At 42.1% G+C, this 25,881-nt stretch carries 23 protein-coding genes and 1 tRNA gene; 9 read left to right on the top strand and 15 right to left on the bottom strand.

Features of this window, described 5'->3' with window-relative positions; all coding sequences use genetic code 11:
* Positions 1-28: 28 nt before the first annotated feature.
* The gene (locus JO154_RS17080; protein WP_291947707.1) at positions 29-721 is read right to left on the bottom strand and encodes a FadR/GntR family transcriptional regulator; all 693 of its coding nucleotides are present in this window, start codon (positions 719-721) and stop codon (positions 29-31) included.
* 147 nt (positions 722-868) lie between these two features.
* Between JO154_RS17080 and JO154_RS17075 the strand changes: the two genes are divergently transcribed.
* From JO154_RS17075 to JO154_RS17065, 3 genes are all read left to right on the top strand, one after another.
* On the top strand, positions 869-3,262 hold the full coding sequence (locus JO154_RS17075; protein WP_291947705.1) for a prolyl oligopeptidase family serine peptidase: 2,394 nt from the start codon (positions 869-871) through the stop codon (positions 3,260-3,262).
* Between the two features lie 141 nt (positions 3,263-3,403).
* Positions 3,404-4,282, top strand: a complete 879-nt coding sequence (locus JO154_RS17070; protein WP_291947703.1) for an AraC family transcriptional regulator — start codon at positions 3,404-3,406, stop codon at positions 4,280-4,282.
* 65 nt (positions 4,283-4,347) lie between these two features.
* Entirely contained in the window at positions 4,348-4,770 is a 423-nt protein-coding gene (locus JO154_RS17065) for a DUF983 domain-containing protein (protein WP_291947701.1), read from the top strand.
* A 97-nt stretch (positions 4,771-4,867) separates the two neighbouring features.
* Here JO154_RS17065 and JO154_RS17060 read toward each other — a convergent pair whose 3' ends face one another.
* On the bottom strand, positions 4,868-5,179 hold the full coding sequence (locus JO154_RS17060; protein WP_291947700.1) for a hypothetical protein: 312 nt from the start codon (positions 5,177-5,179) through the stop codon (positions 4,868-4,870).
* Positions 5,180-5,350: 171 nt separating this feature from the next.
* On the opposite strand from JO154_RS17060, the gene JO154_RS17055 reads away from it, so the two are divergent.
* On the top strand, positions 5,351-5,917 hold the full coding sequence (locus tag JO154_RS17055) for a hypothetical protein (protein ID WP_291947698.1): 567 nt from the start codon (positions 5,351-5,353) through the stop codon (positions 5,915-5,917).
* Positions 5,918-5,960: 43 nt separating this feature from the next.
* Here the strand turns inward: JO154_RS17055 and JO154_RS17050 are convergent, their stop codons facing one another.
* Complete coding sequence (locus JO154_RS17050; RefSeq protein WP_291947696.1) at positions 5,961-6,548, bottom strand: SMI1/KNR4 family protein; 588 nt, start codon at positions 6,546-6,548, stop codon at positions 5,961-5,963.
* 154 nt (positions 6,549-6,702) lie between these two features.
* On the opposite strand from JO154_RS17050, the gene JO154_RS17045 reads away from it, so the two are divergent.
* Together JO154_RS17045 and JO154_RS17040 are read left to right on the top strand one after the other, a co-directional pair.
* Positions 6,703-6,984, top strand: coding sequence for a hypothetical protein (locus tag JO154_RS17045; RefSeq protein WP_291947694.1), 282 nt, complete (start codon positions 6,703-6,705; stop codon positions 6,982-6,984).
* 82 nt (positions 6,985-7,066) lie between these two features.
* Entirely contained in the window at positions 7,067-7,783 is a 717-nt protein-coding gene (locus tag JO154_RS17040) for a hypothetical protein (RefSeq protein WP_291947692.1), read from the top strand.
* On the opposite strand, the gene JO154_RS17035 is transcribed toward JO154_RS17040, so the two are convergent.
* From JO154_RS17035 to JO154_RS17020, 4 genes are all read right to left on the bottom strand, one after another.
* Positions 7,784-9,052 (bottom strand): erythromycin esterase family protein, encoded by a 1,269-nt coding sequence (locus tag JO154_RS17035; protein WP_291947690.1) that lies wholly within the window; start codon positions 9,050-9,052, stop codon positions 7,784-7,786. It abuts the gene before it with no gap.
* A 98-nt stretch (positions 9,053-9,150) separates the two neighbouring features.
* A complete protein-coding gene (locus JO154_RS17030) occupies positions 9,151-11,406 on the bottom strand; it encodes a DUF262 domain-containing protein (RefSeq protein WP_291947688.1) in 2,256 nt (751 codons plus the stop codon).
* 10 nt (positions 11,407-11,416) lie between these two features.
* A complete protein-coding gene (locus JO154_RS17025) occupies positions 11,417-13,039 on the bottom strand; it encodes a DUF262 domain-containing protein (RefSeq protein ID WP_291947685.1) in 1,623 nt (540 codons plus the stop codon).
* A gap of 331 nt (positions 13,040-13,370) precedes the next feature.
* Positions 13,371-14,198 carry an AraC family transcriptional regulator gene (locus JO154_RS17020; protein ID WP_291947684.1) on the bottom strand — a complete coding sequence of 276 codons (828 nt, stop codon included), beginning with the start codon at positions 14,196-14,198 and terminating at the stop codon, positions 13,371-13,373.
* A gap of 88 nt (positions 14,199-14,286) precedes the next feature.
* On the opposite strand from JO154_RS17020, the gene JO154_RS17015 reads away from it, so the two are divergent.
* From JO154_RS17015 to JO154_RS17005, 3 genes are all read left to right on the top strand, one after another.
* Positions 14,287-15,336 (top strand): SDR family oxidoreductase, encoded by a 1,050-nt coding sequence (locus tag JO154_RS17015; protein ID WP_291947682.1) that lies wholly within the window; start codon positions 14,287-14,289, stop codon positions 15,334-15,336.
* A 66-nt stretch (positions 15,337-15,402) separates the two neighbouring features.
* Positions 15,403-16,275: a hypothetical protein gene (locus JO154_RS17010; protein WP_291947680.1), complete on the top strand. Its 873-nt coding sequence runs from the start codon at positions 15,403-15,405 to the stop codon at positions 16,273-16,275.
* 59 nt (positions 16,276-16,334) lie between these two features.
* A complete protein-coding gene (locus tag JO154_RS17005) occupies positions 16,335-17,093 on the top strand; it encodes a carboxypeptidase-like regulatory domain-containing protein (RefSeq protein ID WP_291947678.1) in 759 nt (252 codons plus the stop codon).
* A gap of 150 nt (positions 17,094-17,243) precedes the next feature.
* On the opposite strand, the gene JO154_RS17000 is transcribed toward JO154_RS17005, so the two are convergent.
* The 8 genes from JO154_RS17000 to serC all read right to left on the bottom strand — a co-directional run bounded on the left by JO154_RS17000 (position 17,244) and on the right by serC (position 25,848).
* Positions 17,244-17,315, bottom strand: a tRNA-Arg gene (locus tag JO154_RS17000).
* 57 nt (positions 17,316-17,372) lie between these two features.
* The gene (locus JO154_RS16995; RefSeq protein WP_291947676.1) at positions 17,373-19,187 is read right to left on the bottom strand and encodes a long-chain fatty acid--CoA ligase; all 1,815 of its coding nucleotides are present in this window, start codon (positions 19,185-19,187) and stop codon (positions 17,373-17,375) included.
* Positions 19,188-19,214: 27 nt separating this feature from the next.
* Entirely contained in the window at positions 19,215-19,487 is a 273-nt protein-coding gene (locus JO154_RS16990) for a 2TM domain-containing protein (protein ID WP_291947674.1), read from the bottom strand.
* An 88-nt stretch (positions 19,488-19,575) separates the two neighbouring features.
* Positions 19,576-20,241 carry a YceI family protein gene (locus JO154_RS16985; RefSeq protein WP_291947671.1) on the bottom strand — a complete coding sequence of 222 codons (666 nt, stop codon included), beginning with the start codon at positions 20,239-20,241 and terminating at the stop codon, positions 19,576-19,578.
* 78 nt (positions 20,242-20,319) lie between these two features.
* The gene (paaN, locus tag JO154_RS16980) at positions 20,320-21,975 is read right to left on the bottom strand and encodes a phenylacetic acid degradation protein PaaN (RefSeq protein ID WP_291947669.1); all 1,656 of its coding nucleotides are present in this window, start codon (positions 21,973-21,975) and stop codon (positions 20,320-20,322) included.
* 27 nt (positions 21,976-22,002) lie between these two features.
* Entirely contained in the window at positions 22,003-23,061 is a 1,059-nt protein-coding gene (locus JO154_RS16975; protein WP_291947667.1) for a tetratricopeptide repeat protein, read from the bottom strand.
* A gap of 301 nt (positions 23,062-23,362) precedes the next feature.
* A complete protein-coding gene (locus JO154_RS16970; protein WP_291947665.1) occupies positions 23,363-24,607 on the bottom strand; it encodes a DUF1015 family protein in 1,245 nt (414 codons plus the stop codon).
* 131 nt (positions 24,608-24,738) lie between these two features.
* Positions 24,739-25,848 carry a 3-phosphoserine/phosphohydroxythreonine transaminase gene (gene serC / locus JO154_RS16965; RefSeq protein WP_291947663.1) on the bottom strand — a complete coding sequence of 370 codons (1,110 nt, stop codon included), beginning with the start codon at positions 25,846-25,848 and terminating at the stop codon, positions 24,739-24,741.
* Between the last annotated feature and the right edge of the window lie 33 nt (positions 25,849-25,881).

Raw genomic sequence — 25,881 nt, 5'->3', positions numbered from 1 at the left:
TCTGATGTTTATGGATAAAAAATAACAGCTATTTGCTGTATGTGGCGATTTTAGTGGCGCAGCTCCATGCCTTCTTCGGATCTTTATCGATGATACTTTGGAGTAGGGCGTCATGGAGGTGCTGTGTCTCTATAAATGTCTGCGTATTACCATAACGCAATACGAATGATTTCATCAGGAGTTGGGCAACCGTACCATATAGTTCTACCATGATTTCATTCTTCCCAGCCTGCGCGATGGCGTTATGGAAGTCGATATCCGCTTGTATACAGGCTTCCAGTTGGTGGCTGACAGCATATTCATAGCGTTTTTTCAGAAATCCTTTCATTTTCTCGATATCCTTCTGGCCGCGCGACATCGCTGCTTTTTCCGCAATGCGCACTTCCAGTACTAATCTTACTTCGTTTAGATCTTCGAAATCGGCTCGCTGTAGGCGTTGCGCCAAAGGCTCACCGGAACCGGTTTGCGATATGACAAAGGTGCCAAGACCCTGCTGCACTTTCACAAATCCCCTGTTCACAAGGATCTTAATAGCCTCCCGTATACTACTTCTCCCTACGCCATACTGGGCCATCAACTCCGGCTCTGTGGGCAATTGCTGCTCCACTACATATTTGCCAGAAACAATGGCGTCCTGTAGGCGTCCTGCTACTTCTTCAGCAAGACTAGATCTCTTAACGGGTGCTGCTATTTTATTCATCATATCATCAGATGTTTGCAAAAGTAGGATATTTTATAATAAGTCAAGCATTCAAACTGGAAACCTCGCATTTATCACAAAACATTTTGGATTCCCTGTCAATAGTTCTATTTTGTCGGGATTGACCTATATAATTGGAAAAATTGTTGTTTTAATTTAAATCGCTATATGAGAAAATTGGTATTGTCATTATCCCTGTTAATCTCTTTCAGGGTGTATGCACAGGAGGCGTTGAAGTATCAGACACCTCCACAGAGCATTATGGAACTGGCCATGGCAGCTCCTTCGCCATCAGTTGATTTCAGCGGGAAAGGGGATATGATGTTAATAATGGATCGTTCCAGTTATCCTTCTATTGAAGAGTTATCGCAGCCAGAATACCGCCTGGCGGGCTTGCGTATCAATCCTGCGAACTTCGGTCCTAGTCGTGCTGCGTATGTAACAGCCATTAAGATCAAACAAATCAGTACCGGTAAAGAATATGCAGTAACAGGCCTGCCTACTAACGCGCGCATCAGCAGTGTGACCTGGGGACCGGCAGACAAAAGCATTGCCTTTATTGTATCCGATAATAACAGCATTACTCTGTGGAAAGCGGATGTAGCCTCTGGCGCCGCTAAACAGGTAAGCAATAGAAAACTGAATAATACCTACGGTGCAGCGTATACTTGGCTGGATGAAAATCGTTTCCTGATTCAGTCGGTACCAGCGTTCATGCTGAAAGCGCCAGAAAAACAACTCGCTCCAGAAGGACCAACAGTACAGCAAACCAGTGGTAAAGCCGCTCCAGCAGTTACTTACCAGGATATGCTGAAAAATCCGTTCGATGAGCAATTGTTTGATTATTATTTCCAATCAGAACTGGTTATCACAGATGGCAGCAAAGAAGAGGTAGTAGCTAAACCTGGTATTTATGCGGAAGCGATGCCTTCTCCTGATAAACAATATCTCCTGGTAAGCGAAATCAGTCACCCATATTCTTACCTGGTAGGGGCGGATCGTTTCCCGACTGTTACCTCCATTCTGAAAATGAATGGTGAAAAAGTAAAAGTATTATCATTGAAGCCATTGGATGAAGTACGTCCGAAAGGCTTTGACGCTACTTCCAACTATCCGCGCAGATATGCTTGGAGAGCAGATGCACCAGCCACCATCACCTGGATAGAGGCCCTCGACGGCGGTGATCCAAAGAAGCAAGTACCTTTCCGTGATGCGTTGAAAAGTCTGGATGCACCTTTTACCGCAGAACCAGTGGTACTGGCACAAACGCCAGAAAGACTCTATGGCGTATCTTGGGCAAATCCTTCTTTGGCACTGTTAACAGAAGCTAATAATGCCCAGCAACGAACCAAAGTGAGCACTTTCAATCCTTCTACACCAGGACAGGCGCCGGTTACCATTATCGACAGATCTGAAAATGATCGTTATAATGACCCAGGTACTCCTGTAACGGTGAAAAACCAATACGGTAAATCTGTAGTGTATGTATCTCTTGCCGGCGACCTGCTAATGCGTGCTCCAGGTGCATCTCCGGAGGGCGACAGGCCATTCCTCTCTAAGTTCAACCTGAAATCCAAAAAACAGGATATTATCTGGCGTTCAAAAGCGCCATATTATGAACAAGTGGAAGATGTGATCGATCCGGTGAAATTAGTAGTGGTTACTTCTCGCGAATCCGTGTCTACCCCTGTAAACTATATTTTGCAGGACCTGAAAAAGAAATCCACTGTAACATTGACCGCATTCCCTCATCCGCAGCCACAACTGCTGGGCGTTCAGAAACAACTGCTGAAATACAAACGTAAAGATGGCGTTGATCTGACGGCTATGTTGTATCTTCCTAAAGGTTATGATCCTGCTAAAGATGGTCGTTTGCCTGTATTGATGTGGGCTTATCCGCGCGAGTACAAATCTGCCAGCGATGCTGCACAGGTACGTGGTTCTGAATATCGTTTCACCCGTGTAACCTACGGTTCACCGATCTTCTGGGTAACGCGTGGATTTGCGGTAATGGATGCTACGGAAATGCCTATTGTTGGTGAAGGAGATAAAGAACCAAACGATAACTTCCTCGATCAGTTAGTAATGAACGCAGAAGCGGCTATCAACAAGATTTCCGATATGGGTGTGGGCGATAGAAACCGTGTTGCAGTGGGTGGCCACTCTTATGGCGCATTCATGACTGCGAACTTGTTGGCGCATACGAATCTGTTCAAAGCAGGTATTGCTCGCAGTGGCGCTTATAACCGTACGCTGACTCCTTTTGGATTCCAGAATGAGCAACGTACTTACTGGCAGGTGCCTGATGTGTATTATAAAATGTCGCCATTCTCTTATGCAGATAAGCTGAAAACGCCTATTCTGCTGATTCATGGCGAGGCCGATAATAATTCCGGTACTTTCCCGATCCAGAGTGAGCGTCTTTATAACGCCCTGAAAGGAAACGGAGGCACTGCCCGCCTGGTTTTCCTGCCGCAGGAAAGTCATGGTTACGCAGCGAAGGAAAGCATTCTCCATATGCTGTGGGAAATGGATCAGTGGTTGACCAAATATGTTAAATAATCATACGAACTGCGCTCCTAAAGGGCGCAGTTCTTTTTTATGGTAGATTTTAGCGCAAATGTCCCCAATAAGTAAAAAGTACCATTAAAGCACTTAATACCACAACAGGTTAACCCGGCCGCATAGTACCTTTGTGTCATCATGGCAAAGGCAGCGATTCCTACATACGATATATGTTCCCTGGTAATGGGAAAGCCTTCCCAGGAAGAAGTAGTGGTAGCAAAGTTTCCGGACTATCTCGCTGCACATAGTCACATTCATTTTCCGCATCGTCATTCCTTTTACCATTTGGCACTTTTTACCAGTGGGAGTGGAACGCATACCATTGATTTCGAACGTTTCCCTGTGAATCCGGGACAGTTGTATTTTATGGTACCTGGTCAAGTACATGGATGGTATTTCGATGGGCCTACCGATGGTTATGTGGTGAATGTATCTGCCAGTTTCTTCAATGGGTTTCTAAAGGATGGCGATTATGTGGAACGATTCCCCTTTTTAAGCGGAGTGGCCGCGGAAGGTGTGATAATGGTCCATCCAAAAACGATCGCTGAAATCCAGCCTTTATTTGAGGAAATGTTGCAAGAAGTAAATTCCGACAGGCCTTATAACCTGGATATGTTGCGGTTACTGATATTGGAGCTGTTTATCCGGGTGAGCAGGAGTACGCAAGTGGGGCCAGTAAAGCAAGAGATGTTGCATAACAACCTGTTGCTGCGGAATTTCCGTAAACTGGTAGAGCAGCATTATATGCAACAGCGCTTGCCGAAAGACTATGCAGCCATGCTATATGTTACACCGAATTATCTGAATGCTTTCTGTCAGCATATGCTAGGGAAATCTGCGGGAGAGGTAATCCGCGACCGGGTATTGCTGGAGGCAAAGCGACTGCTGGTGAATGCAGATACAAGTATTTCGGCCATCGCATACCAGTTGAATTTCGCGGATAACTCTTATTTCACGAAGTTCTTCCGCAAATATGCTGGTGTAACGCCTGAAGAATTCAGAAAGAATATTGTTTGACAATAAAACATTTCGCAATGTGTGCAGATAAAACTCACGACAAGAAGCCTAATTTTTTACTTTCCATGCTTGGTAACAAATGTGCCCGTTGCCGTCGCGGAAGTATCTATAAAACGAAGAATCCGTATGACCTGATGCATTTCATGGAGATGCCAGAGTACTGTCCTGTATGTGGTCAGAAGATAGAGGTAGAAGTAGGATTTTATTTTGGTACTGGATATGTAAGCTATGCATTGTCCATTGCAATCTGCGTAGCTAGTTTGATTGCCTGGTGGGTATTAATTGGGTTCTCCATTCATGACAATAGTATTTTCTGGTGGTTGGGTGTGAATGGTGCGTTGCTGGTGGTTTTACAGCCGTTGATCATGCGATTGTCTCGTGCGGTATGGATGGCATTTTTCGTTTATTATGATGAGAACTGGCGGCAGCTTGGAGCTGAACACGCGGAGCATATGCATACTAATCCCACATTAAGTAAAGTAAGTTAGTTTCAACCTGGTTTCAATAACGTGAAAAAGCCGGAAAGGATATCCTTTCCGGCTTTTTCTATTTGAGACTAAAACTGGCTTTTCGGTTAGTGAGCACCTATTTTTCTTTCTGCACTTTATTGTGGATTTGGCTGGGTTTCAGATAAACTTTTTTACCCTTTTCATCTACAATAAATTTTCTGTCTTTCTTATCGATATAAACTGTTTGTCCATTAGGGCCTTCTTTGCCTTTATAGATTTTATCTGTCACGGCAGAAGTACCTTTTACCGCGATGGAGGCAGTTTTATGCCCAATTTTCTTGACGGTGCTGTCGATTCCTTGTGCAAATGCCCGCTGTCCAGTTACGGAGGCTACTACACCAAAAGATGCAGCAAACATTAGCATGGTTAAGTTTTTTGGAGCTTTCATAAAACTTGATATTTATTGTTCATCATGATAGTTTCAACAATAATGCCAGAACAAGAAATAAATTGTTAATCAATTGTTTATAAGTCTTGAATGGCTTTATATGATGGTGATGACGTGCTTGCAGCTAATTTGCCCGGCAGAATTCGTATATTTCTTATAATTCCTTCGCCTATGAAACGTGGTCTGTACCTGTCTATTCCCTCACCTTGTAAAGAAAGCTGGGATGAAATGGTAGCTGTGGAGCATGGCAGATTTTGCAATAACTGCCAGAAAATGGTGATCGATTTCACTCAGTTTACCGATGAACAATTACTGGCATATTTCAAAGGCCGGGAGGATGCTGTTTGCGGTCATTTCCGGAATGTGCAGTTAAGGCGGCAATTACAGCCAATGACACCGCAATCCAGGATTATTCCCATGCTTGTACTCACTGCAGGAATGCTGATGCTAAGCGATGCTACTATTGCACAGCAGCATCCTAGTCAGGTGAAATCAACGGTCATTCATAATACACAGGCGTCTAAGAAAAAAATGCCTTGTAAGGCGATATCAAAAAGTAGTGTGAAGCCGGCTTGTGATACACTGCAGGAATGTGTGGTAGTAGCATATGCACCACCTAAACCTGGAACAATTACTGGTATGGTGAAAATTACTTCCGCGATACATCCTGCATTGCAGACAATTAAACCAATAGAGGTTCCACGTGTGGATAGTAATGCGACAGAAAACCACAAATGATATTTTTCGTGTAACCATTCCAGTTAGATAACTGCGTGTCTCCCTAATCTTTAAAATTATACCTACTATCCTTACGGATAATTCCCCATTTTTTTTGATAAACGTATTCTCCATTTTCAAGACTGGTAACGTAATTATTTACCCAGTCTTCGAAGGAGGTCGCGATTACTTCCCGGTGGGCATCATCATGCCACATGGTAATGATTTGTCCGTAATGGCCGCCAGAGGCGGGGTCGAAGTCTAGACAAAGGTGATTCCCAAGACCATCGCTGGTGAAAGGCAGCCATTTGGGATTCCACCATTCAGGACGGATGCCTGTATCTGGTTCAGAACGTAACAGTTCCCCATTATGGGTAAAAGCGCCATTATCCAAGAGTTCCTTCCAACCAGACCACTTATCGATGATTTCAGCAATAGACAACAGTTTATCTCCATTAACGAGGCCAGCCCTGGACGTTCCTTGCCCATTGTGGATGGCATAAAAAATACGGAAGGAATCCGGCATTTGTAGGCCGGTAAGGGTTTCCAGGTCTTGCATATCGTTGTAAGAGGCGCCGGGGTTAAGGATACCTACCATCTTGGGGGCGTGATTCCGCATCCATAGCTCCCATCTTGTCCAATACTCCTGCATTTGGTATGGGTTTATAGTGTTTATAAAGATTAAAAAAAATGTGCAAATTTTTATAACAGTTTTTTCTCAACCCCTGCCGTTTTTATAATCATTTAATCAATATTTTTGTACCACCCTAAACAGGTTGATATTATTAAAAAGTAAATAACTCACTATGGCACAGTTACCTAAATTTTTAATTGCCGACGATCCAGTTACAGATCCAGAAAATGAATATATCTTTCATACCCAGGCGCCACGCTTCTTTGCTAAACGCGTAGAAGAGGATGAAGAAACTGCTTACATCGATATCGTTCATGAGATCGATAACGTGGAAGAGTTCTTCAAAAACGCGCCTGAAAAGAAGATCGAACTGCTGGAACAGTTGGAAGACTGGTACTATTCCTACATGGAATGGCTGGAAGATGATGGCGAAGAGGAAGAAGACGAAGAATAGTCTTTCTATAAAGAAAAGGGATCATGTGTAACACATGATCCCTTTTTTATTTTAAATTAGGCTATCGATCAATAGGTATCAAATGCGCATCTATAAAATAGGCAAAGAAGGAATCACAGCGATTAGAAACAGATTTATCCGCAATCAGGCCATTGTATTCATCGCACTGGTACTGATGTTTGCTTATTTCTACCTCTTTGACAACCATTTCGCCGACACCTATAGCATGTACTGGTTTCCAGTGATATTGCTCCTATATTTTGGATGGTCTAGCTATAGGCGCATTAAAATTGCAGTGGACATCTATACCAGCATGGAAATAGAAATAAATGATCTCCATATTATCCGCCGTCAGAAAGGATCTCCGGAGCTTTCCTTGTCTGTGTTCGAGATCTCTAATATGTCCAGGGTGCGAAATGGTATCATCATTCGCGGAGAAACTACAGGGGCTATGATGCAGATTCCTTCCGCACTGGATAACTATGAAGAGCTGGAAGAGCAGTTGGAACAAATTCGTCCTTTTGACGAATCCGATGTCAAAGCATTTCATGAAAAATACAGGTTTATCGGGTTGCTATTGATGTTGGGCGGATTCGTTGGAATGACTATGAGTACCAATCCCATTATCCTTATTCTATCTTGTCTTGCACTACTGATATTCCTGCATGTATTTGTAAAAGCCGTTTACCAAAATCGCCTCTTCTCCGATGCCAGAAGGGCCACTGCCAATTGGATATTGTACATTCTCTCCCTGGTGTTAATCGCAGTGACAGTACTGAAGGTAATCGGATATGTCTGATTACCTGTCAACTGGGATGGATTTACGGATAAAGAACAGGCCATCAAATACGTTCAGCCATACTGCTTGGCCGGGCATAAAATCCCCGATACATCCAGTTTGTTCTCTGTCCAGCGGACTCTTTGCCTTGCGGTAATTCAATAGTGCATATTGGAACGGTTTGGCAGCCAATGCCGCCTCTATACTCTTCAGTTTTGGAGCAGGAACTTCTACGATTTTCATACTAACATAATCCATATATTTCCCTTCTGATCCGGAGAACCCTAACGCATATACGTTTTTCCCAAAATGAGATCGTAGTGTATTCCCCATCGGGATGAAAGTGTTGTAAAATTGTTGGAGTGCCCCGTTTCCTGCTATCTTACCTGTACTATTAGCAATATGGCCATTATGTGCCCAGATAATGATCTTTTTGCCAGGATAAGCCCTGTCTGCCAGCCAGATGATGTTTTCCGCCATCTGTTTGTCGCGCACATTGATTTCATTGCCTTCTACCAGTTGCCAGTAACGCTTCGACTGCGATTCTATACTACAAACTACTTGGTACCAGAAGCTTTTATCCTGTAAAAAGTTAGTTTTTACAGTGCTGCTGTTATCATGCAGTAATTGTTTTAGCTGTTGCAATTCCTGCAAGAAGGTAGTCTGTTCGGTAGCGGATGGGCGAAAGTCTCTGGAAGCGAAAGTAGCTTCACTTAACCGGCGAAATAAGTGCCAGTTGCTGTCTAACGTAGCAGGGGATTGTTTTTGTAGGAATGCTTCAAAATCCGGGAACATTTCTTTTTTGGCTTTATTACCGGAGTGTTGACTTTCAAAACCTGCTATCAGTAGTGGTTTAGGGCCTTTAAGTTGTGCCTGGATATAGTCGAAGAGGGGGAACATTTGCTGGGAAGTAGCATACATGTAAAAGAGACTGCCAGGGACTTCCGCTTTAAAGGAGGCGCCAGCTTGTGTGTTGTTCCAGATCTTTGTTACATCATATAATCCACTTTCAAAGGCCAGTACTTCAAATCCCAATTGTTCATGTAGATATTGAATGATGCGGGTTTTAGCCAAAAACGTAGTGCCTTCGCCGTGGGTTTGTTCTCCCAGCATAACAATGCGACTATTGCCTATTGCCTTTTGGAGGGCAGATAAGTCGGTATAGTCGTGGATTGCTGGATCTATGCTCTTGATGGCAATCGCTTGTTTGGCGAGGGCTGCATCACCTGATTGTGCATGGACGTATGTATACAAGGATATTAAGCATATCCCAATGAATAACTTTTTCATAGTGGAAGAAATTTACGGAAAAGGAGTCGGATGTAGTGGTAATAAGTACTATTTACTTTTCGCGCTGAAGGTATTTACGTAAAAGATTCCTTTCATTATCAGGTTACTGCCACTGGTTGACATGCCTTCCATGCATTTTCAACTAAGCTATATAGTTCCGCCGCAGATTCACATGATTTAGATTGATGAATAGTTTTTAGAACCAGTTTATATACAAGCCCGGGATTGTATTTAATGGCGTAGGTGCTGATCCCTTTCAATATTATCCAGGCCAGGAAGAAATTAGTAATAGTTCTTAATTGCCCGGCCTTTAAAAGTTTATCAACTTTTGAATAGTTTGACTTATTAGTGTCAGTAGATGATTGGGTATTGTTTAGCAACTTTAATTTGAACAGAAATTCATCTTCAAAGGATTGAATGCTTTCTAAGAATTTAGATTTTTCAGTTGGATTATTTAGTAGTGCTGTAATCGATTTTTTAAACTTGATGCGTAAATAAAGCCTGTTGTCACTACGGTGACGTTCCATATGTCTCCTGATAGTTTTCATTTCAGAGCCTTTAGGTCCTATCTGATAGTGAAGGAAAGCTAGTCCTGTGAAAATTTCTTCGTTCTGATACCTATTATCATTTATTCTTAAATAGCACCAATTATTTCGCTGAAAGCACTCTTTTATTGCAGCAATAATATCTTTATCTCCATAAGCATTCCAATATTCAAAAGTATGTTCTGTTATTGGATTGGGCTTACGGTTTAGGCGGTTGTATAATTCTTCAGGCCTGAAGTAATCATTATTGTTTTCATGAATTTCCACAATAGACAACTGAAAGCTATCAATAGCTTGACGTTGTTTGTCAGATAGGTCCGAATATTTTTTTCCATGTAAACCCATTGTGCTTGATGGGAGGTCCAATGCAAATGCATGTTTTTTACTATGGACCATTTTATTATTTTCATCTAGGTATTGCTCTCCTTTAAATGCCACTATCGACAATAATCTTTGTTGTCCATCTATTACCTCAACGGTGCCATCTGCATATTTATACAAGTAAATCGGATGTAATGAAAGCCCCATCAATATGCTCTCAATGAGTGCAGATGCTTTGCGTATATCCTCCAGTTCCTGCCTTTGATAGGGTGGGCGTATGATGAACATATTTTCACTCATCTGATTAATAATGTCCATGATGGTTTGGCTGGTGGGGTGAGTTTTTGTTACATATTTAATTTCATTTTCGTGAAGTTGATTTTTTTCATTAAAATCCAATTCATACTGCTTAGCAGTTTTTATTGATTCAGTAGAATCTTTTAAATATTTCTCAAACGTGATATTTGTTTCTGTTTTGAAAAATGTAGCTATGCATGCATAGCGTTCGATGGTAGCATTATGCATTAACTCCGCCTCGAACTGAAACTTTTTATTGCTTTTTTTTATGAATTTTACCAGTTTTTCTGTGAAGCTCCGGTTATAAATATTTTCAGATCGGATTTTTTCCTTTCCACATATAGACAGTGCCCAGTAGATAGTATCGAATACACGCCCACTGGTCTCCACCTTTTGTTGTGTTAGTTGTTCCTTTATTTCGTATAGATAAAATATTTTTTCCTGAAACTGCTTGTAAATTTCCTGGATATCTTTTGCATGAACATGCTGAGAGGAATATATGTCGAAGTATTTATTTATAATGTCATCTCTCTCCTTAGCAAAACGGGCAATAGGTACCTGATCCTGGACGAGTAATTGCCTTATATGCTGCATCAAGGTTTCTAGATTTTTCTTTTTATGATCAAATACTTCTTCCAATTGACGAAGAATGACAGGGGTATTTTTAATAGTGGTTTTAAAATAGTTATTGAGGTTATTTTGGAGAAATTGTGCCACATAGACCTCCACTTTTCGTAGCGCTGTCATCCCCAGGTTGTAGCGTTTAAATATTTCACGGGTAATCTGGTCTTGCATCTCCACATTCTGTTCCGCTTCTCCGTGCAGACTAATAATAATAACCCGAATTGTTATTGCTTTAAACTTTTTAATCAAATCGGGATCTAGGTCTTTCAGTCTTTTGTTGGCTAACCATGGAAGCTTATCCAATCCTGCACTATTCAATCTTAATTTATTATTTAAAAAAAGTATAATGGACTGAGAACGTTGTTTTCCATCTATGACCTCATAATAGGTTCCTTTATCTAATAGCATTAATGGGGGGACTTCTCCATCCATAAATAAGCTTTCTATAAGGTTGGTTGACTTGACTGTTTTCCAAAAGAATTTTCGCTGATAGGGAGGGTCATATATTAGCGGTTTTTTGGCATTATTAATAAAAAGAGAATCAATTCTAAGGGTTAAATCCTTCATGTGAATGTGCTTAAAGATTTCTTCCAGCTTGTACTTCAACATCATTTATAAGGTTTAAGTTAATTAAGGAGTCCGTCGCATTCAATAATTTTCTGGACCTGTCTTCAATAAATTTCTTGTAGTCGTCGCTCACTAAGAGTTGTTCATCGATTAATGCAGATTGACATCTTTCCTCAATATTTTCTCCCAGTTTTCGTCGATAAATACTGGGTTTATTCCCACCAATCTGTTTGTTATCGCTCTGGGATAGGATGCAAAAATTAGCCAGACAATTTTCATGAAAGGGGATATCGTCTGGATATGCTTTTAAATAGGCTCTGGGGTAAATGTGATGGAACTCATTTCTATTATATTCCTTGAGTACTTCACGTAGGGATATCATATTTCCAGATATTAAGCTCCTGGGAGCTTGCTGTACTAACAACAGAATAAACGTGCTCGTATTAATGTTCCCCATTTGAAACAGGGTGTCCTGAAAGTATTCAATTCCTATATTACAGGAGATGGCAGCGAGATTGCTAATTTCTTGATTTTTCAATTTTATAATCTCGATAATGTCCCTGTTTAAAGGTTTAAGTCCTCCAGCACTATATCTTCTAGAGAAGCATGTTCTCCAGAACCATTTTTCAATGGTGATTCGTTGGCTATCAGTAGACTGAAAGCTTTTAGATCCTTGACTGGAGAAAAATACAGATAAGGGAACCAGTAAATTTTCATAAGGCAGGTTTTTTAAGCAGGCCACATTTAGATTCATCTGCAAAAAGTCAATTGCCCCTCGAATGCCGTTCACTACTTCAGGAAAACGTTCTTTGATCATTTCCCCTCTGATACTCATTAATCGGCTAGGTGTGGCATCCTTGACCAAAACAGCCGCTGTAATGCGTAACAGTAGATTTATGTTTACCCCAACTTCCTCAAAACCGAAGGGCTCCAGCTCTGTAGCCAAATCATTGAATATACTCTGTAATGCAAAATCATCGCTCCAGGTCCATGCGGATAACAGTTGGAATATATCCAATGGAACACCTATTCTGTTCATCCTTTCAAAGGCAAGTGCCACCTTGGTTCTATCATCCGTTTCAAGGGATTGATAGGGAATTTGAACCTCTTTGAATATCGCTTGCAACTCATCTATTTTGAGCCGGATTTCAATAGGAAGCCGTTCTGTAGCGGTTCGATATTTTATAGTATCAAACAGGCAATTTAATGGGAAATGCCTGTTCTCATCTACATCATCCTGATTAAGTGCATAGAACTGGGACTCTTGGGGAACAGCATTGGCGGTTATATCAAAGTATATGTTGAATGTATTCCCCGTACTTTTATAGGTAATGAGTTCATTCTGAAAGACACAAAAAAGAGATGTTAACCTTTGTTGGCCGTCCAGTACATAATCAATGGGATAATCTGGATCCCTATCTAGTAGTTTAAACGGACCTAATTCCCTTTCGGTGATTAATTGTTCACGTGTTCTCCATAGCCAAACTGTACCAAAGGGTAAGCCTTTGTATATGGTGTCAAACAAGAATGCTACTGAATCTGCATCCCAAACGAAACCTCGTTGAAAACTAGGGATTCGGATTAAACCTTTCGAGATCTTATGGATAAGATCTCTGATTGAAAAATGGGACATGGTTGATGTAATATTCCATGCTCAAACATGGAATGACTTTAATTTTTCCCTACGAATTTTCAGGAATTTTAAAAATAGGCTTACTCCGGGGCAGAAAGGTTATGATAAAGCCTCATATTTAAATGAAGGTGCGCAAATCTATCAATTATAATCTTTCTAACAAGGAGAGGAAGGACGCGAATACCCTAGTTTTAATTAAATTTTGGCATTATTATGATCATTGAAATAAGCTGAATGCCAGTGTGATACAGTGTTATATGAATTTTTAGTATAGCTAAAAAATCATATAACTAATATTGTTATTCTAATGTTAATCCAAAAATACCTATGATTATTGCTTATCTGTATCCGCTTTTGCTCTGAAAGCAGAAGGGCTCATCTGGTGATGTTTTCGGAAGAATTTATTAAAGTGGCTGGTGTCGCTAAAGCCAAATTCATGGCTGATTTCCTTTAGAGAAAGTCCGCTGTGTAATAGTTTGTTTTCGATGAGATGTAATTTATACCGCGTGATATAATCTCTCAGCGTAACGCCTGTTTGTTCTTTAAAATATACGCCCAGATAATGTTTGGAGAGATCGAATTGTGCTGCTAGTTGTTCCGTTTGCAGTTGATCAACGAGGAGGATATGATTGTGAATGTAATCCAGCAGCGCGGTGATTTTCTGTTGATGTTTGGTAGGGATATTATCAACAGTTGCAGGGATAAAGGTTTGCACCATAGATAATAAGCCTTGCAGGAGATACCGTATAGTAGCGCTGTTCTCATTACGGTCTTCCTTCCATTCTTGCACAATGAGTCGTATGAGCTGGTCTGTTTTTTCCGAGGCGGATGATGGTACTATGAGTCGTTGTTGTCGCGAAGCCTGTAGGAGGTGTTCTAGTGTTTGGTTCCAATGACTATCACCCAGGTAGGTATTGGTAAACTTCAGAAAGGTGAAGGTGGTAGGTTGATGTAGTTCAAAATGATGGGCATCGCTGGGGCCGAGGAAGAAGACAGTTGGTCCTTCAAAAGGGACTACCATATTTGAAATACAATGATTGCCCGCACCCTTATGAACGAAGATCAGTTCAAAATGATTATGGTTATGTACCGGATGTTGCCACTCGGTTCCGGTAAAATGTGAGACCCGGAGATATTCATGTTGGATATAACGCTTCATTCCTAAAAAAATACCATTTAACCCCACTAATGTACAACAGATAGCCCTGGCAGACAACTGAACTTTGCATCATCAAAAAGACAGAAAGATGAAAAAAGTAGCATTAATAGCAGGCGCACAAGGGGTGATAGGAAAGAACCTGGCCGATTATCTGTTGTCATTAGAAGATTGGGAAGTAATAGGTTTATCCAGAAGGGGAGGCACCTCTTCAGGACGACTGACACATATAGCAGTGGACCTGTTGGATAGGGCAGATACTGAAAAACAGTTGGGTGGTCTCCCTGCGGTCACGCATATATTTTATACTGCCTATATAGACAAGCCTACCTGGGGAGAGCTGGTAGCGCCTAATATGACTATGATTCGAAATCTGATGGAAGTGCAGGAACCAGTGGCTACGCAGTTGCAGCATGTTAGCCTAATGCAGGGGTATAAGGTTTATGGTGCGCACTTAGGAGCGTTTACTACGCCGGCTAAGGAATCGGATGCAGGCAGGCATATGTCGGCCGATTTTAACATGGATCAACAGCATTACCTCGAAGATTTGCAGGTAGGGAAATCCTGGACTTGGTCTGCTATCAGGCCATCAGTGGTAGGTGGTACTGCCTTGGGTAACCCCATGAACCTCGCATTGTTGATTGCCACTTATGCCAGCATAGCGAAGGAGATGGGGACGCCTTTAAGATTTCCAGGTAAACCAGGCGCCTATAACAAGATTATGGAAATGACAGATGCAGGGTTGTTAGCAAAGGCAACCGTATGGGCCGCAACAATGCCTACCGCCGCAAATCAGGCGTTTAATATCACAAATGGAGATTTATTCCGTTGGGAGACAATGTGGCCTAAAATTGCCGCTTATTTTGGCTTGGAAGTGGATGCGCCCTTACAGTTGTCACTGGGGACTGTAATGCCAGAAAAGGTCGGTTTGTGGGATAAGATGAAAGCACAGTATGGGTTATTGTATGATTATAAAGACGTCGCTTCGTGGGGCTTCGGAGATTTCGTCTTTTCATGGGATTATGATTTCTTCGCTGATGGATCAAAAGCCAGACGACTCGGTTTTAATGAGTATGTAGATACAGAAAAGATGTTCCTCGACATATTTGAAGAATTGAAGCGTAACAGAGTAATTCCCTGATAGGAATTATTTATATTTAGGGAGTAATAGTCCTCAAATATTACTTACCCCTTCAATGCTATCACTATGATTTTATTCCAGGAAACAGCACCCCGTCCTGAGTTACAGAAATTATCTGCATCTAAGGACCTCGTATGGCTTACGTGGAGTGATATCTTCCGAAACAGTCATACAGATTTCGACAAACAACTGAATAAGATAAATGAAGTAGATTTTATTTATCTGAACAAGTATAAGGATTATAACTACAGCTTTTCAGTAGCCTTGTCTAAGTTGGATAAATCCTTTCTGCACGACTTTCGGAACTATGCCTATTCACTCTTTCATTTTGATCCAGGAGATAAAATCGTGTTCTTCACCAATCTGATCGACAGAAAGATCAATGCAAAAGTTTTCCATTTCCTGTTTGCTTTGTTTCGTTCCACATTGACAGAAATTACTAATGATAAGATGGGTGCATTATATTCTCCGTTGACATCAGGAAAACAGGAGAGCGAGTTTCCATTGCATTGTGATTTGTACATCCCGAAGATCTTGTTCAATGTATATGAGCATGTACCCCGCGATACCAGTGGTTCTTCGGCTTTCCTGGAGTTGTCTGAGTTGTTTGAAGTGGTGATGCCGCAGTTAGGGAAGGTACCTATCAGTACCATTAAGCGAATGAAAGAGTTGGTATATGCGGATCTTAGGAAAGACAATTATGATGAATTATTTGAGTTGTTGTACGATGAAAAGTATGGCTGGTCAGACAAGATCAAACAGGTAATGGACAAGCATAAATTCAGTATTAAGTTACACAAAGGGGAGGGGTATATGCTGAATGATCGAATCTGGATGCATGGAAGGAATAAGACATCGGGAGGGATATCCCCCAAACGTTTGCACCGCTTGATTTTTAATAATTTCCAGGAATTAAATAAGACATTTCGGAAGAGTTAATAAATAGTTCTTTTTATACAGTGGAATTTCGTTAAATTATAAGGAATCGTATCCCACTTATGAAAAGAACTATTACTATTTCTATCCCTGAACCTTGCCATGAACAGTGGGACCGCATGGAGCCTCGTTGTGGTGGCAATTATTGTCAACAGTGTCAAAAGACAGTTACTGATTTCACCGCATTAACCGATCAGGAGATACTTGATAAGCTGAGTAGTACTGCTGGCGGCGTTTGTGGTAGGTTTGACGTTTCTCAACTAGACAGAGTAATTGCAGAAGAAAGTAGATCTCGTCGTCCAATATTACCCATCTTCGCATTATCTTCCTTTTTATCGATGATATTTCCTGGTGTGCTAAAAGCCCAACGTGCTGATACTACCGTGCAGGTAAGTAAGCCGCTTTATGATACCAGTTGCGTGCCGTTTGAGTTTTATGGAGAGATCTTAGATGCAAAGGATAATACACCTATTGCAGGTGCTACTATAAAATGTAAAGGTAGATACGACATTGGCGGAACATCTGCTACAGATGGAAAATTCCATATTAGTATCCGACCTGGATTACAAAGGACTCCTTTAATATTCGAAATAAGTCAGATTGGTTATGAAACACAAACTATTCCATTGAATGCACTGACAGGCTCAGGACCTCAGCAGATAAAGCTAAACCTATTGGTGAAAAATTTAAACGAGTTGGTAGTTGTGGGATATGGTGTCCAAATAAAAACAGGGATAACGGGATATGTTGTTTGTAAGCGTAAGTTCTCCTGGTGGCATCGATTTTTGGATCATTTTAGGGGGTGTAAGTATCATCATTAAAAGAAGGTTTTGCAGCTCAATTTTGTGCGAGAATTTAAGCTTAGAGTGAGATGGTGGATAAGAAGATGGATTAGTAGCAGGATACTCCCATCCCTAAACGAAATTCGCCTGAATCCAGCAAAGCTAAATTCAGGCGAATGAATATTTTCGTAGCCCGGACAAGAATCGAACTTGTATCTAAAGTTTAGGAAACTTCTATTCTATCCATTGAACTACCGGGCCTATTCCAACCCCGTTTTTCGGGATTGGGTGGCAAAAGTAAGGTATTTATATTAATTTTTAAATACTTTCTATGTCAACTTTCCCGGCAGCAGGAGCGTAGATGCCGTCTATTTCGCTTTTATAACGCTCCAGGATCACTTTCCGTTTTACTTTGAGGGTAGGCGTCAATTCGCCGTCATCTACTGTCCATTCGCGGGATAAGAGCGCGAATTTCTTCACTTGTTCAATATGGTTAAAGAACTGGTTGTATTTTTCCACCGCTTGCTTGAAAAGCTCCTTTATTTCTGGATTTTTGAGCATGGTTTCATTGGTAGTCCATTGGATACCTCTCTTCTCGCTCCATTTCTTCAAATTGCTGAAAGAAGGAACGATTAAAGCGCCCGTGAATTTGCGGTCTTCACCTACCACCATAATCTGCTCTATGTATGGAGATTCCTTAAATTTATTTTCAATAGGTTGTGGCGCCACGAATTTACCACCGGAGGTTTTGAAGAGTTCTTTCTTCCTGTCGGTGATTTTAAGGAATTTATCATCTATGATAACGCCAATATCACCGGTATGAAACCAGCCGTCTTTAATAGCGTCGGCAGTGAGGTCTGGACGTTTATAATAACCCATGGTGATATTAGGCCCTTTACAGAGAATTTCGCCATCTTCCGCGATCTTCACCTGGATCCCGCTAATGATGGGACCAACGGTACCGAACATACGATCTTCCACAGGATACCTGTTTACACTGATAACCGGCGATGTTTCTGTGAGTCCATAACCTTCTAGGATAGGGATACCACCGGCAGTGAATATTTTCAACAAGCGCACTTGGCAAGCAGCAGCTCCATTGACGATCGCCTGGATATTACCACCCAGAGCGGCCCTCCACTTACTGAATACCAGCTTGTTGGCTATTTTTAACTCCAGGTTATACCAGAAGCCTTGGTTTTTATTGATTTCATAACGTTTACCTATATCCACAGACCAGAAGAATAGCGCCCTTTTAATGCCCTTCAGTTCCAGGCCGGTAGCCATAATCTTCTCATATACTTTCTCTAGCAGTCGCGGTACGGTAGTGAAAATGGTAGGTTTTACCTCTTTCAGGTTGTCCGCAATTTTATCCATATTCTCTGCATAGTAAATAGGCACACCTGCCGTAAGGTACAAGTAGGTTACCATGCGTTCGAAAATGTGGTTCAACGGAAGGAAGCTTAAAGCCCTGGCGTTCTCGTTTACAGGGAGATAAGGCTTACAAGAGGTAACATTGCTAACAATGTTATGGTGACTCAGCATTACGCCCTTAGGGGTACCAGTAGTACCGGATGTATAAATGATTGTTACCAGTTCTTCTGGAGATATATTCTGTTTAACCAGGTCGATTTTTTCATAATCTTCTTCTTGGCCAAGTGCCAATACTTCCGTCCAGTGACGGGCGCCTTCCACTTTTTCAAATGTGAAGATTTCCCGGATGGTAGGAAATTTATCCCTTGCTTCCAACACTTTATCCAGCAAGTCTTTATCGTTCACAAACAGCAATCTGGCTTCTGCGTTATTCAGCACAAATTCCAGCTCATGCTGACTGATAGTTGGATAAATGGGGGTTAGTACTGCACCCAACTGTTGACAGGCCAGGTCGGTCATAATCCATTCCGGGCGGTTAGGTGCTATGATAGCAATTTTATCTTTCTCCTCATTTTCCTTGATACCCGCTCTGATACCCAGGCGAAGCAATCCAGAACTGAATTTCATGGCGATATCGCCTACTTCACGGGTGCTGTATTTCCTCCATTGACCATTCTCTTTGGCTGCCAGCATATCCTCTTTCGGGTAATGCTCGAGCTGATAGTTAATGACGTCAAATAGTCGTTGCGGCTGGTCCATTTTGCTATATTTTTGTTTGGCTTTATCTTAATAACGTGTTTGCTCGCGCTTCTCCAGCTTCCCAAATTTACCGGGAGTAACTTTGTGAAGACCGTTGTAATATCTGTAGGCCAGGATTATTCCCCATGTCAGCGAAGGCCATACAGGCCAGGGCAAACGATGGTGCTTCTCACTGTCAGCCAGAAACCATACTCCCCATAAACCAGCATTCACCAGTAGATACAGGATCATATGGGATTTAATGGCTGCTTTGGTTTTTATTTGCCATAGCTGCTCATCCCGATCTTGGAGATTTTCCATATTGTTTCAGCTTTTACCGATAGTGGCTGCTGTTTAAATTTAATCTTTTTTCCCGGCTTTAATAGTAAAAAAAGCCCTAATTTTCTCACTATCTGATAGCAGTAATACTGAAACTGATATTTACCTGGGAATTGATCAGTTTATCCTGAAGACTCTTATCAGCACGGTAATTGATACCCCATAACGTTCTATCTATATTGAAGCTGGCCTCGGCGGTCACTTTACCGGAAGTAATGTTAATAACAGCAGGAAAAGATATATTCTTGGTCACACCTCTAATGGTAAAATTCCCCTGAATTCTGTGCGTGGCATCTTTCAGGGTTACGTCTTCATCCAAGGTTGGTTTAAACGGTTCTATAGCCGTCATCTCAAAACTGGCAATCGGAAACTTCCCAGTATCAAAAAACAATGGCCCTTTCAATTCGCTTTCCAACTTGTTTTTCATGGCAGTATCACTGGCAAGGTCTACATTCTGTAGGGTGTGCATGTCTATAACAAACTCTGCTGCGGTAATAGTAGTATCCTTTATGTAAATCACGCCACTATGCACTTTCAAAATACCATGATGCTTGCCAGTTGGTTTAGTGCCAATCCAGCCAATAATACTGGTAGCTGTATCGGCTAGATATGCATGCCCTTCCCCGACTTTTACGGTCTTGGCCTCGCTTACCTTGGCCTTGTCCGCATGCGGTGCTTCCTGGCAAGATGCCAGCATTGCTGTCAATGTAAGTAGGTATGCAGTCTGTCGGATCATATATGAATATAACATATTTTATTGAAAAACCCGGCTACAACTGTACGCTGTAGCCGGGTCCTCCTGAATTTTTTCCTTTTATTCGGCCAATTCACGGTTACCTACCCATACAAACCGTTTCAGAATAAACTCCTGATTGGTAAAGCTGGCGTTGCCGGCTGGATTACCGCCCGTAACATGGAAATCTGAAAAGGCAGCATGTTGGTTTACCCAGATAAATCCTGTAAGATTAAATGATACCGGGGTGAAAACACTGTTCATCTCTTCGGTGATTTCTGCTTTTACAAGTGGATCAGTGGTATAAGCGCCACAGGTAATAGCACCGTGTTTCAATGCCATCTGTTTGGCGAGTTGAATGGAATGTTTGGTGTCTTTTGTTTTGATAATCAGCACAATAGGGCCAAATAATTCCTGTTCGTAAATTTTATTGTCTGCACTAGTCACTTCCAGAATAGTAGGGGTGAACATACGTGCATTGGAAAACTCTTCATTGCTGATAGCCTGACCTGCCAGTACTACTTTACCACCCAACATCTGCGCCTCTTTCGCACGCTGAAGGGTTTGTTCATTCTGTACTGCGCCCAATGTGCCAGCTCCCATTTTCGGGTTGTTTACCAAGGATTCCACTGCTTCCTTGAATTTCTGCGCCACATCATTGAAACCAACCAATCCATTGCTGGTCTGAATGCCATGCTCAGGAATAAAGAAATTCTGTGGAGCAGTACACATCTGCCCAGAATATAAACTAATCGAAAACGCCAGATTCTGAATAACAGCATCCAGGTCTTTTACACTGTCAAGGATGATAGAGTTGACGCCTGCCTTTTCTGTGAATGCAGTCTTGCCTTTGAGCGATTCTACATATTCACCGAATGTGCTGCCTCCTGTATAATCTATCAGCTTAACTGCAGGATGCTCGCACAACTCTTTGGTGATGAGATGTTCTGTGCTATCCGCTGCCAACTGGCAAATATCTGGATTGTAGCCATTTTCTTGTAAGGCTTGCTGAATACAGCTTACCGCAATCGCGATAGGAAGAATAGCCTTTGGATGCGGTTTCACAATTACTGGGTTGCCGGTAATCAGGTCTGCATACATTCCTGGCAAAGAATTCCATACGGGGAAAGTGGAACAACCAATCACTATCCCAATACCTTTGGGAATGGCTCGGAATGACTTAGATAACTTAACACTTACTTTTCCCATGGGTTTCTCCCAAAGCAAATGCTCCGGATAACGGGTCAATTCATGATAACCGGCTGCTATGGCTTCCAATGCCCTATCATTGGCATGTGGGCCAGATGCCTGGAAACTCATCATGAAACTCTGACCAGTAGTATGCATGGTGGCATTGGCAATATCAAAGAAATGATCCTTGATGCGGTCCAGCGTTTCTGTAAGGGCAGCGGCTCTTTCTGCAACTGGCACTTTCGCCCAGGATTTCCCTGCTTCCGCTGCTTTCTCCACGAGGTCTTTTACTGCAAATACTGGGTAAGTAACGCCCAGTACTTCGCCGCTGTAGGGAGACACTTCTTCACCTGTCCAACCGGTTTCACCGGTCTGTAGTAATTGTTTAAAAGGTTTGCCGAGCATCTGTTGATAGCTCTGCATACCTATTGCATGCGCTTCATCACCGTATGCTTTGGGGTGCTCGGGATAATGCGCATAGAATGTCCTTTCATGATTAGCTTTAACGGCTTTGTCAATCGTGTTTTGGTGTTTAGCAACAAGCATATTTAGATTTTGTGGTTTCTGAGGTGATTAATATCCCGTGTTCACCAACGAAAACTTCCCATCATTATAATACTCATCCGGCCTTGTCTTAAACGGCGTGTCACGTTGGGATTTAGTAAAGGCGTCATATTCCTGCTTATGGAGCGTTGTCCAAGCTTTATATCTGCCCTGGCTTATAGCCGGACCAAACAACCATTGGTTATAAGCTTCAAACAATCCCTCGCGCAGGAGCTTTCTTTGAAAATCGAACAGTGAAAAAGGAAATTCCGCTGCATAGTTATTATCCCAATCCAGGAGGAAACGCGTACGTACCATCACCAGTCCGTCTAAATCCACTCCACCGGTAACTACACCCAACTGTTTGCCCATAGACTGTTTGTAAGCTTGGGTAAATCCGCCGTTGCCACCTTTGGATCTTTTCTTACCATCCTCCGGCATTATACTGTTCAGTAATGCAGGGTCATTAAATAATCGTTTATAAGACTCTAGCAAAATATTCCTTACTTCGGCGGTACGGGTGGTAAAGCTTTCCATATTCATGAAAATTTCACCATAGATAATGCACCAGAGGGGATTATTGCTGTAGTAATAAGTTTTAGTGGCATTGTAATAATTGCCAGGAAATGCAGGATCCTTCTCGATGCCTTTCAGCCAGCTATTCAGGGCGGCGTCATACATCTTGAAGTTCATAAGGAGGTTACCATTATCGGTATACAGTTCACCACTTTCTGGAAACTTACGTAGCGCACGCTCATATATTTTCTGGGCAGATTTCCATTCCTCTCGGCTAACGTAAATATTGCCTGCAATCTGAAATGCCTGTACATCCACTTCCTTTTTGTTCAGGAGCGGGTCAATGATGCCTTTGGCCCTGTTCATATCCCCTTTCAGGTAATAGGTATACGCCAACTGCTTCTTGGTTTCAAAATTATCCGGGTCCAACTGTAATGCCTGGTTGAATACCAAGATAGCGTTGGAATAATCCCCAGTACGCTGGAAACCGGTAGCTGTTTTGTACAATTCTGCAGCATCCTGAGCAAATACTGTCTGAGAAAATAATACCCCCGCAACAAATAATGTTTTCAATAAAGAAGACCTCTTATGCATTCCTGTCCTTCGTTTCTTGTAAAAGTAAGGGAAATTGGGGGAATGTGTCGCAGTCCGAACTGCGACAGTTATTTGTATTAAATATAATTATTATTTGAATAAGCTTGATGAACCACTGGCGCTTCAATGTTCCATAGGCATAGGATAAAGATTGATATTTAGTATTGGGAGACACGTAGGCATCATGCTACTGTGCGCGCTCATAAAAAAATATAGGTCTGCCGAAAGAAGGCAGACCTAAAGTTATATTTCTTTACTATCAGCAACGATTATTTTCCTGCTAGATAAGATGAGTAATCAGTCCATCTCGCAGCTTCGGTTCGAACCAGGTGCTTTTGGGCGGCATTACATTACCACTGTCGGCTATGTCAAACAGTTGTTGTATGGTAACAGGGTAGAGGGCAAAGGCCACTTTCATCTCCCCGCTGTCTACTCTTTTCACTAATTCCTGCAATCCTCTAATCCCTCCTACGAAATCAATGCGTTTATCGGTACGTTGATCTTTAATACCCAGTATATTGTCGAGTATATTATTGGAAAGAATAGTAACGTCCAACACGCCAATAGGATCTGTAGTGAAGGTGCCTTCCTCAGCTACCAACCGATACCAACGTCCATCCAGGTACATGGTGAATTCATGTAACATGGAAGGAGCCTGCGGAAGATGACCGATTTCTTCTACGTTAAAGGCATAGTCTAGTCGAGATAAAAATGCTTCTTTGCTCAAACCATTCAGGTCTTTTACCACTCTGTTGTAGTCCATGATAGCGAGTTGGCTGGCAGGGAATATCGTAGTGAGGAAGTAGTTCACTGGATTATCGATGCCTGTGATCTTTCCATTTTGCTGAAACTCTTTCTGGACAAGACTCGCAGAGGCAGCTCGGTGGTGCCCATCGGCAATATAGGTAGCCGGAACTTTTTCTGCAAACAAGGTAGTGATGGTATTGACCGCAGCAGGCGTGTTGACTGCCCAAACGGTATGGCTAATGCCATCTTCTGCTGTAAAATCGTATATGGGTTTATGTTGTACCTGCCATTGATCAATGATGGTATTTACTTCGGGTACATCATTATAGGCCAGGAAAACATTTCCTGTTTGAGCAAGGGTAGTTTTAATATGGTTGATTCTGTCAAGTTCTTTATCCGGACGGGTAAACTCATGTTTTTTGATAATCCCATTGTTATAATCCGCCACGGAGGAAGCGCATACCAAGCCGGTTTGCGCGCGTCCATTCATGACCAGTTTATAAATGTAATAGCAGGGTTGTTCATCCTGGAACAAGGTCCCCTCGGAAACAAATTTTCGAAGGTTGGTGGCTGCCTGGTCGTATACCTGTTGGCTATGGACATCTGTATTTTCTGGGAGGTCTATTTCCGATTTGGAAACGTGGTAGAAGGAGACAGGGTTGCCAGTTGCTTCTTGTTTTGCTTCTGCGGAGCTGAGTACATCGTAAGGCCTTGCAGCTACTTTGGCGGCAATTTCGGGTTGAGGCCTTAATCCTTGGAAGGGTTTGATAATAGCCATAATTGTTAGGTGTGTATGAATACTAAATATAACAATAAAAAGGCAGCTACCGTAGGCTATAAAACAGCAGGAGGTAAGTTCCTGCCGATGGCGGGTACTTACCTCCTGTTAATGATGGCTGACGAAGCGAATTAAGCTTTCTTCAGGCTGAAATATTTCATGGCTTCTACCATGACTTCCACGCTTTCATAAGGGAGCGCGTTGTACATGGATACGCGGAACCCACCGGAAAGGCGATGTCCTTTGATGCCAACGATATCTTCTTTTTTACAGAATTTCAAGAATTCCTCTTCCATCTCAGGTTTATCCATTACAAAGCAAGCATTCATCTTACTACGGTCTTCTTTGACAACGGTACCACGGAACAGTGGGTTATGGTCAATTTCATCGTAGAGGAGGGCTGCTTTTTTATCGTTTATTTTTTCGATAGCTGTTACGCCGCCTTGTTCTTTCAACCAACGGAGCGTGAGCATAGAAATATAAACGGCAAATACCGGAGGGGTATTAAGCATGGAGCCATTCTCGATATGATTTTTATAATCGAGAATAGAGGGAATCTTGCGGGAAACCTTTCCGAGCATGCTTTTACGTACAGCTACCATCGTAGCGCCTGCGGCGCCCATGTTTTTCTGTACGCCTGCATAAATCAGCGAGTACTTATTGAAGTCCATGCTGCGGCTCATAATGTCACTACTCATGTCTGCTACCAAGGGTACATCAGTAACCGGGGTCATCTGCCACTGTGTACCATAGATGGTATTATTGGTGGTGATGTGCAGGTAACTTGCCTGCGGAGGAATAGTAAACTGCTTGGGGATGTGATTATAGTTGCTTTCTTTGGAGCTGGCTACTACATCTACGTAGCCGAACAATTTGGCTTCTTTAATAGCCTTATTGGACCAAACACCGGTATCTACATAGGCAGCAGTGCTGCTGTTCTCCAACAGGTTCATAGGAACCTGCATGAACTGCGTAGTAGCACCACCGTGCAGATACAGTACTTCAAAGTCGTCATCCAGTTGCATCAGTTCCCTTACCAGGCTACGGGCCTCTTCCATTACCGCGATAAACGGTTGTGTCCTGTGACCAATCTCCAGTATAGACATTCCTGACCCTTCAAAATCGATCAGGGCTTTGCTGGCTTTGTACAATACCTCGTTAGGTAATACAGAAGGACCTGCGTTAAAATTGTGCACCTTCATGTTGCGATCCAGATTAAATTCATTTTTTGATCTTTCCACTTTGTTTGGTTTTTCTAAGGAAACGGAAAAAAA

This window comes from Chitinophaga sp., assembly GCF_019236475.1.
GTDB lineage: Bacteria > Bacteroidota > Bacteroidia > Chitinophagales > Chitinophagaceae > Chitinophaga.
The sequence above is the reverse complement of the archived record's forward strand: the minus strand, read 5'-3'. Positions and strand labels throughout refer to the sequence as shown.

Coding starts and splice junctions, on each gene's coding strand:
- JO154_RS17075 (WP_291947705.1), top strand. CDS start 869: ATGAGAAAATTGGTATTGTCATTATCCCTGTTAATCTCTTTCAGGGTG.
- JO154_RS17070 (WP_291947703.1), top strand. CDS start 3,404: ATGGCAAAGGCAGCGATTCCTACATACGATATATGTTCCCTGGTAATG.
- JO154_RS17065 (WP_291947701.1), top strand. CDS start 4,348: ATGCTTGGTAACAAATGTGCCCGTTGCCGTCGCGGAAGTATCTATAAA.
- JO154_RS17060 (WP_291947700.1), bottom strand. CDS start 5,179: ATGAAAGCTCCAAAAAACTTAACCATGCTAATGTTTGCTGCATCTTTT.
- JO154_RS17055 (WP_291947698.1), top strand. CDS start 5,351: ATGAAACGTGGTCTGTACCTGTCTATTCCCTCACCTTGTAAAGAAAGC.
- JO154_RS17050 (WP_291947696.1), bottom strand. CDS start 6,548: ATGCAGGAGTATTGGACAAGATGGGAGCTATGGATGCGGAATCACGCC.
- JO154_RS17045 (WP_291947694.1), top strand. CDS start 6,703: ATGGCACAGTTACCTAAATTTTTAATTGCCGACGATCCAGTTACAGAT.
- JO154_RS17040 (WP_291947692.1), top strand. CDS start 7,067: ATGCGCATCTATAAAATAGGCAAAGAAGGAATCACAGCGATTAGAAAC.
- JO154_RS17035 (WP_291947690.1), bottom strand. CDS start 9,052: ATGAAAAAGTTATTCATTGGGATATGCTTAATATCCTTGTATACATAC.
- JO154_RS17030 (WP_291947688.1), bottom strand. CDS start 11,406: ATGAAGGATTTAACCCTTAGAATTGATTCTCTTTTTATTAATAATGCC.
- JO154_RS17025 (WP_291947685.1), bottom strand. CDS start 13,039: ATGTCCCATTTTTCAATCAGAGATCTTATCCATAAGATCTCGAAAGGT.
- JO154_RS17020 (WP_291947684.1), bottom strand. CDS start 14,198: ATGAAGCGTTATATCCAACATGAATATCTCCGGGTCTCACATTTTACC.
- JO154_RS17015 (WP_291947682.1), top strand. CDS start 14,287: ATGAAAAAAGTAGCATTAATAGCAGGCGCACAAGGGGTGATAGGAAAG.
- JO154_RS17010 (WP_291947680.1), top strand. CDS start 15,403: ATGATTTTATTCCAGGAAACAGCACCCCGTCCTGAGTTACAGAAATTA.
- JO154_RS17005 (WP_291947678.1), top strand. CDS start 16,335: ATGAAAAGAACTATTACTATTTCTATCCCTGAACCTTGCCATGAACAG.
- JO154_RS16995 (WP_291947676.1), bottom strand. CDS start 19,187: ATGGACCAGCCGCAACGACTATTTGACGTCATTAACTATCAGCTCGAG.
- JO154_RS16990 (WP_291947674.1), bottom strand. CDS start 19,487: ATGGAAAATCTCCAAGATCGGGATGAGCAGCTATGGCAAATAAAAACC.
- JO154_RS16985 (WP_291947671.1), bottom strand. CDS start 20,241: ATGATCCGACAGACTGCATACCTACTTACATTGACAGCAATGCTGGCA.
- paaN (WP_291947669.1), bottom strand. CDS start 21,975: ATGCTTGTTGCTAAACACCAAAACACGATTGACAAAGCCGTTAAAGCT.
- JO154_RS16970 (WP_291947665.1), bottom strand. CDS start 24,607: ATGGCTATTATCAAACCCTTCCAAGGATTAAGGCCTCAACCCGAAATT.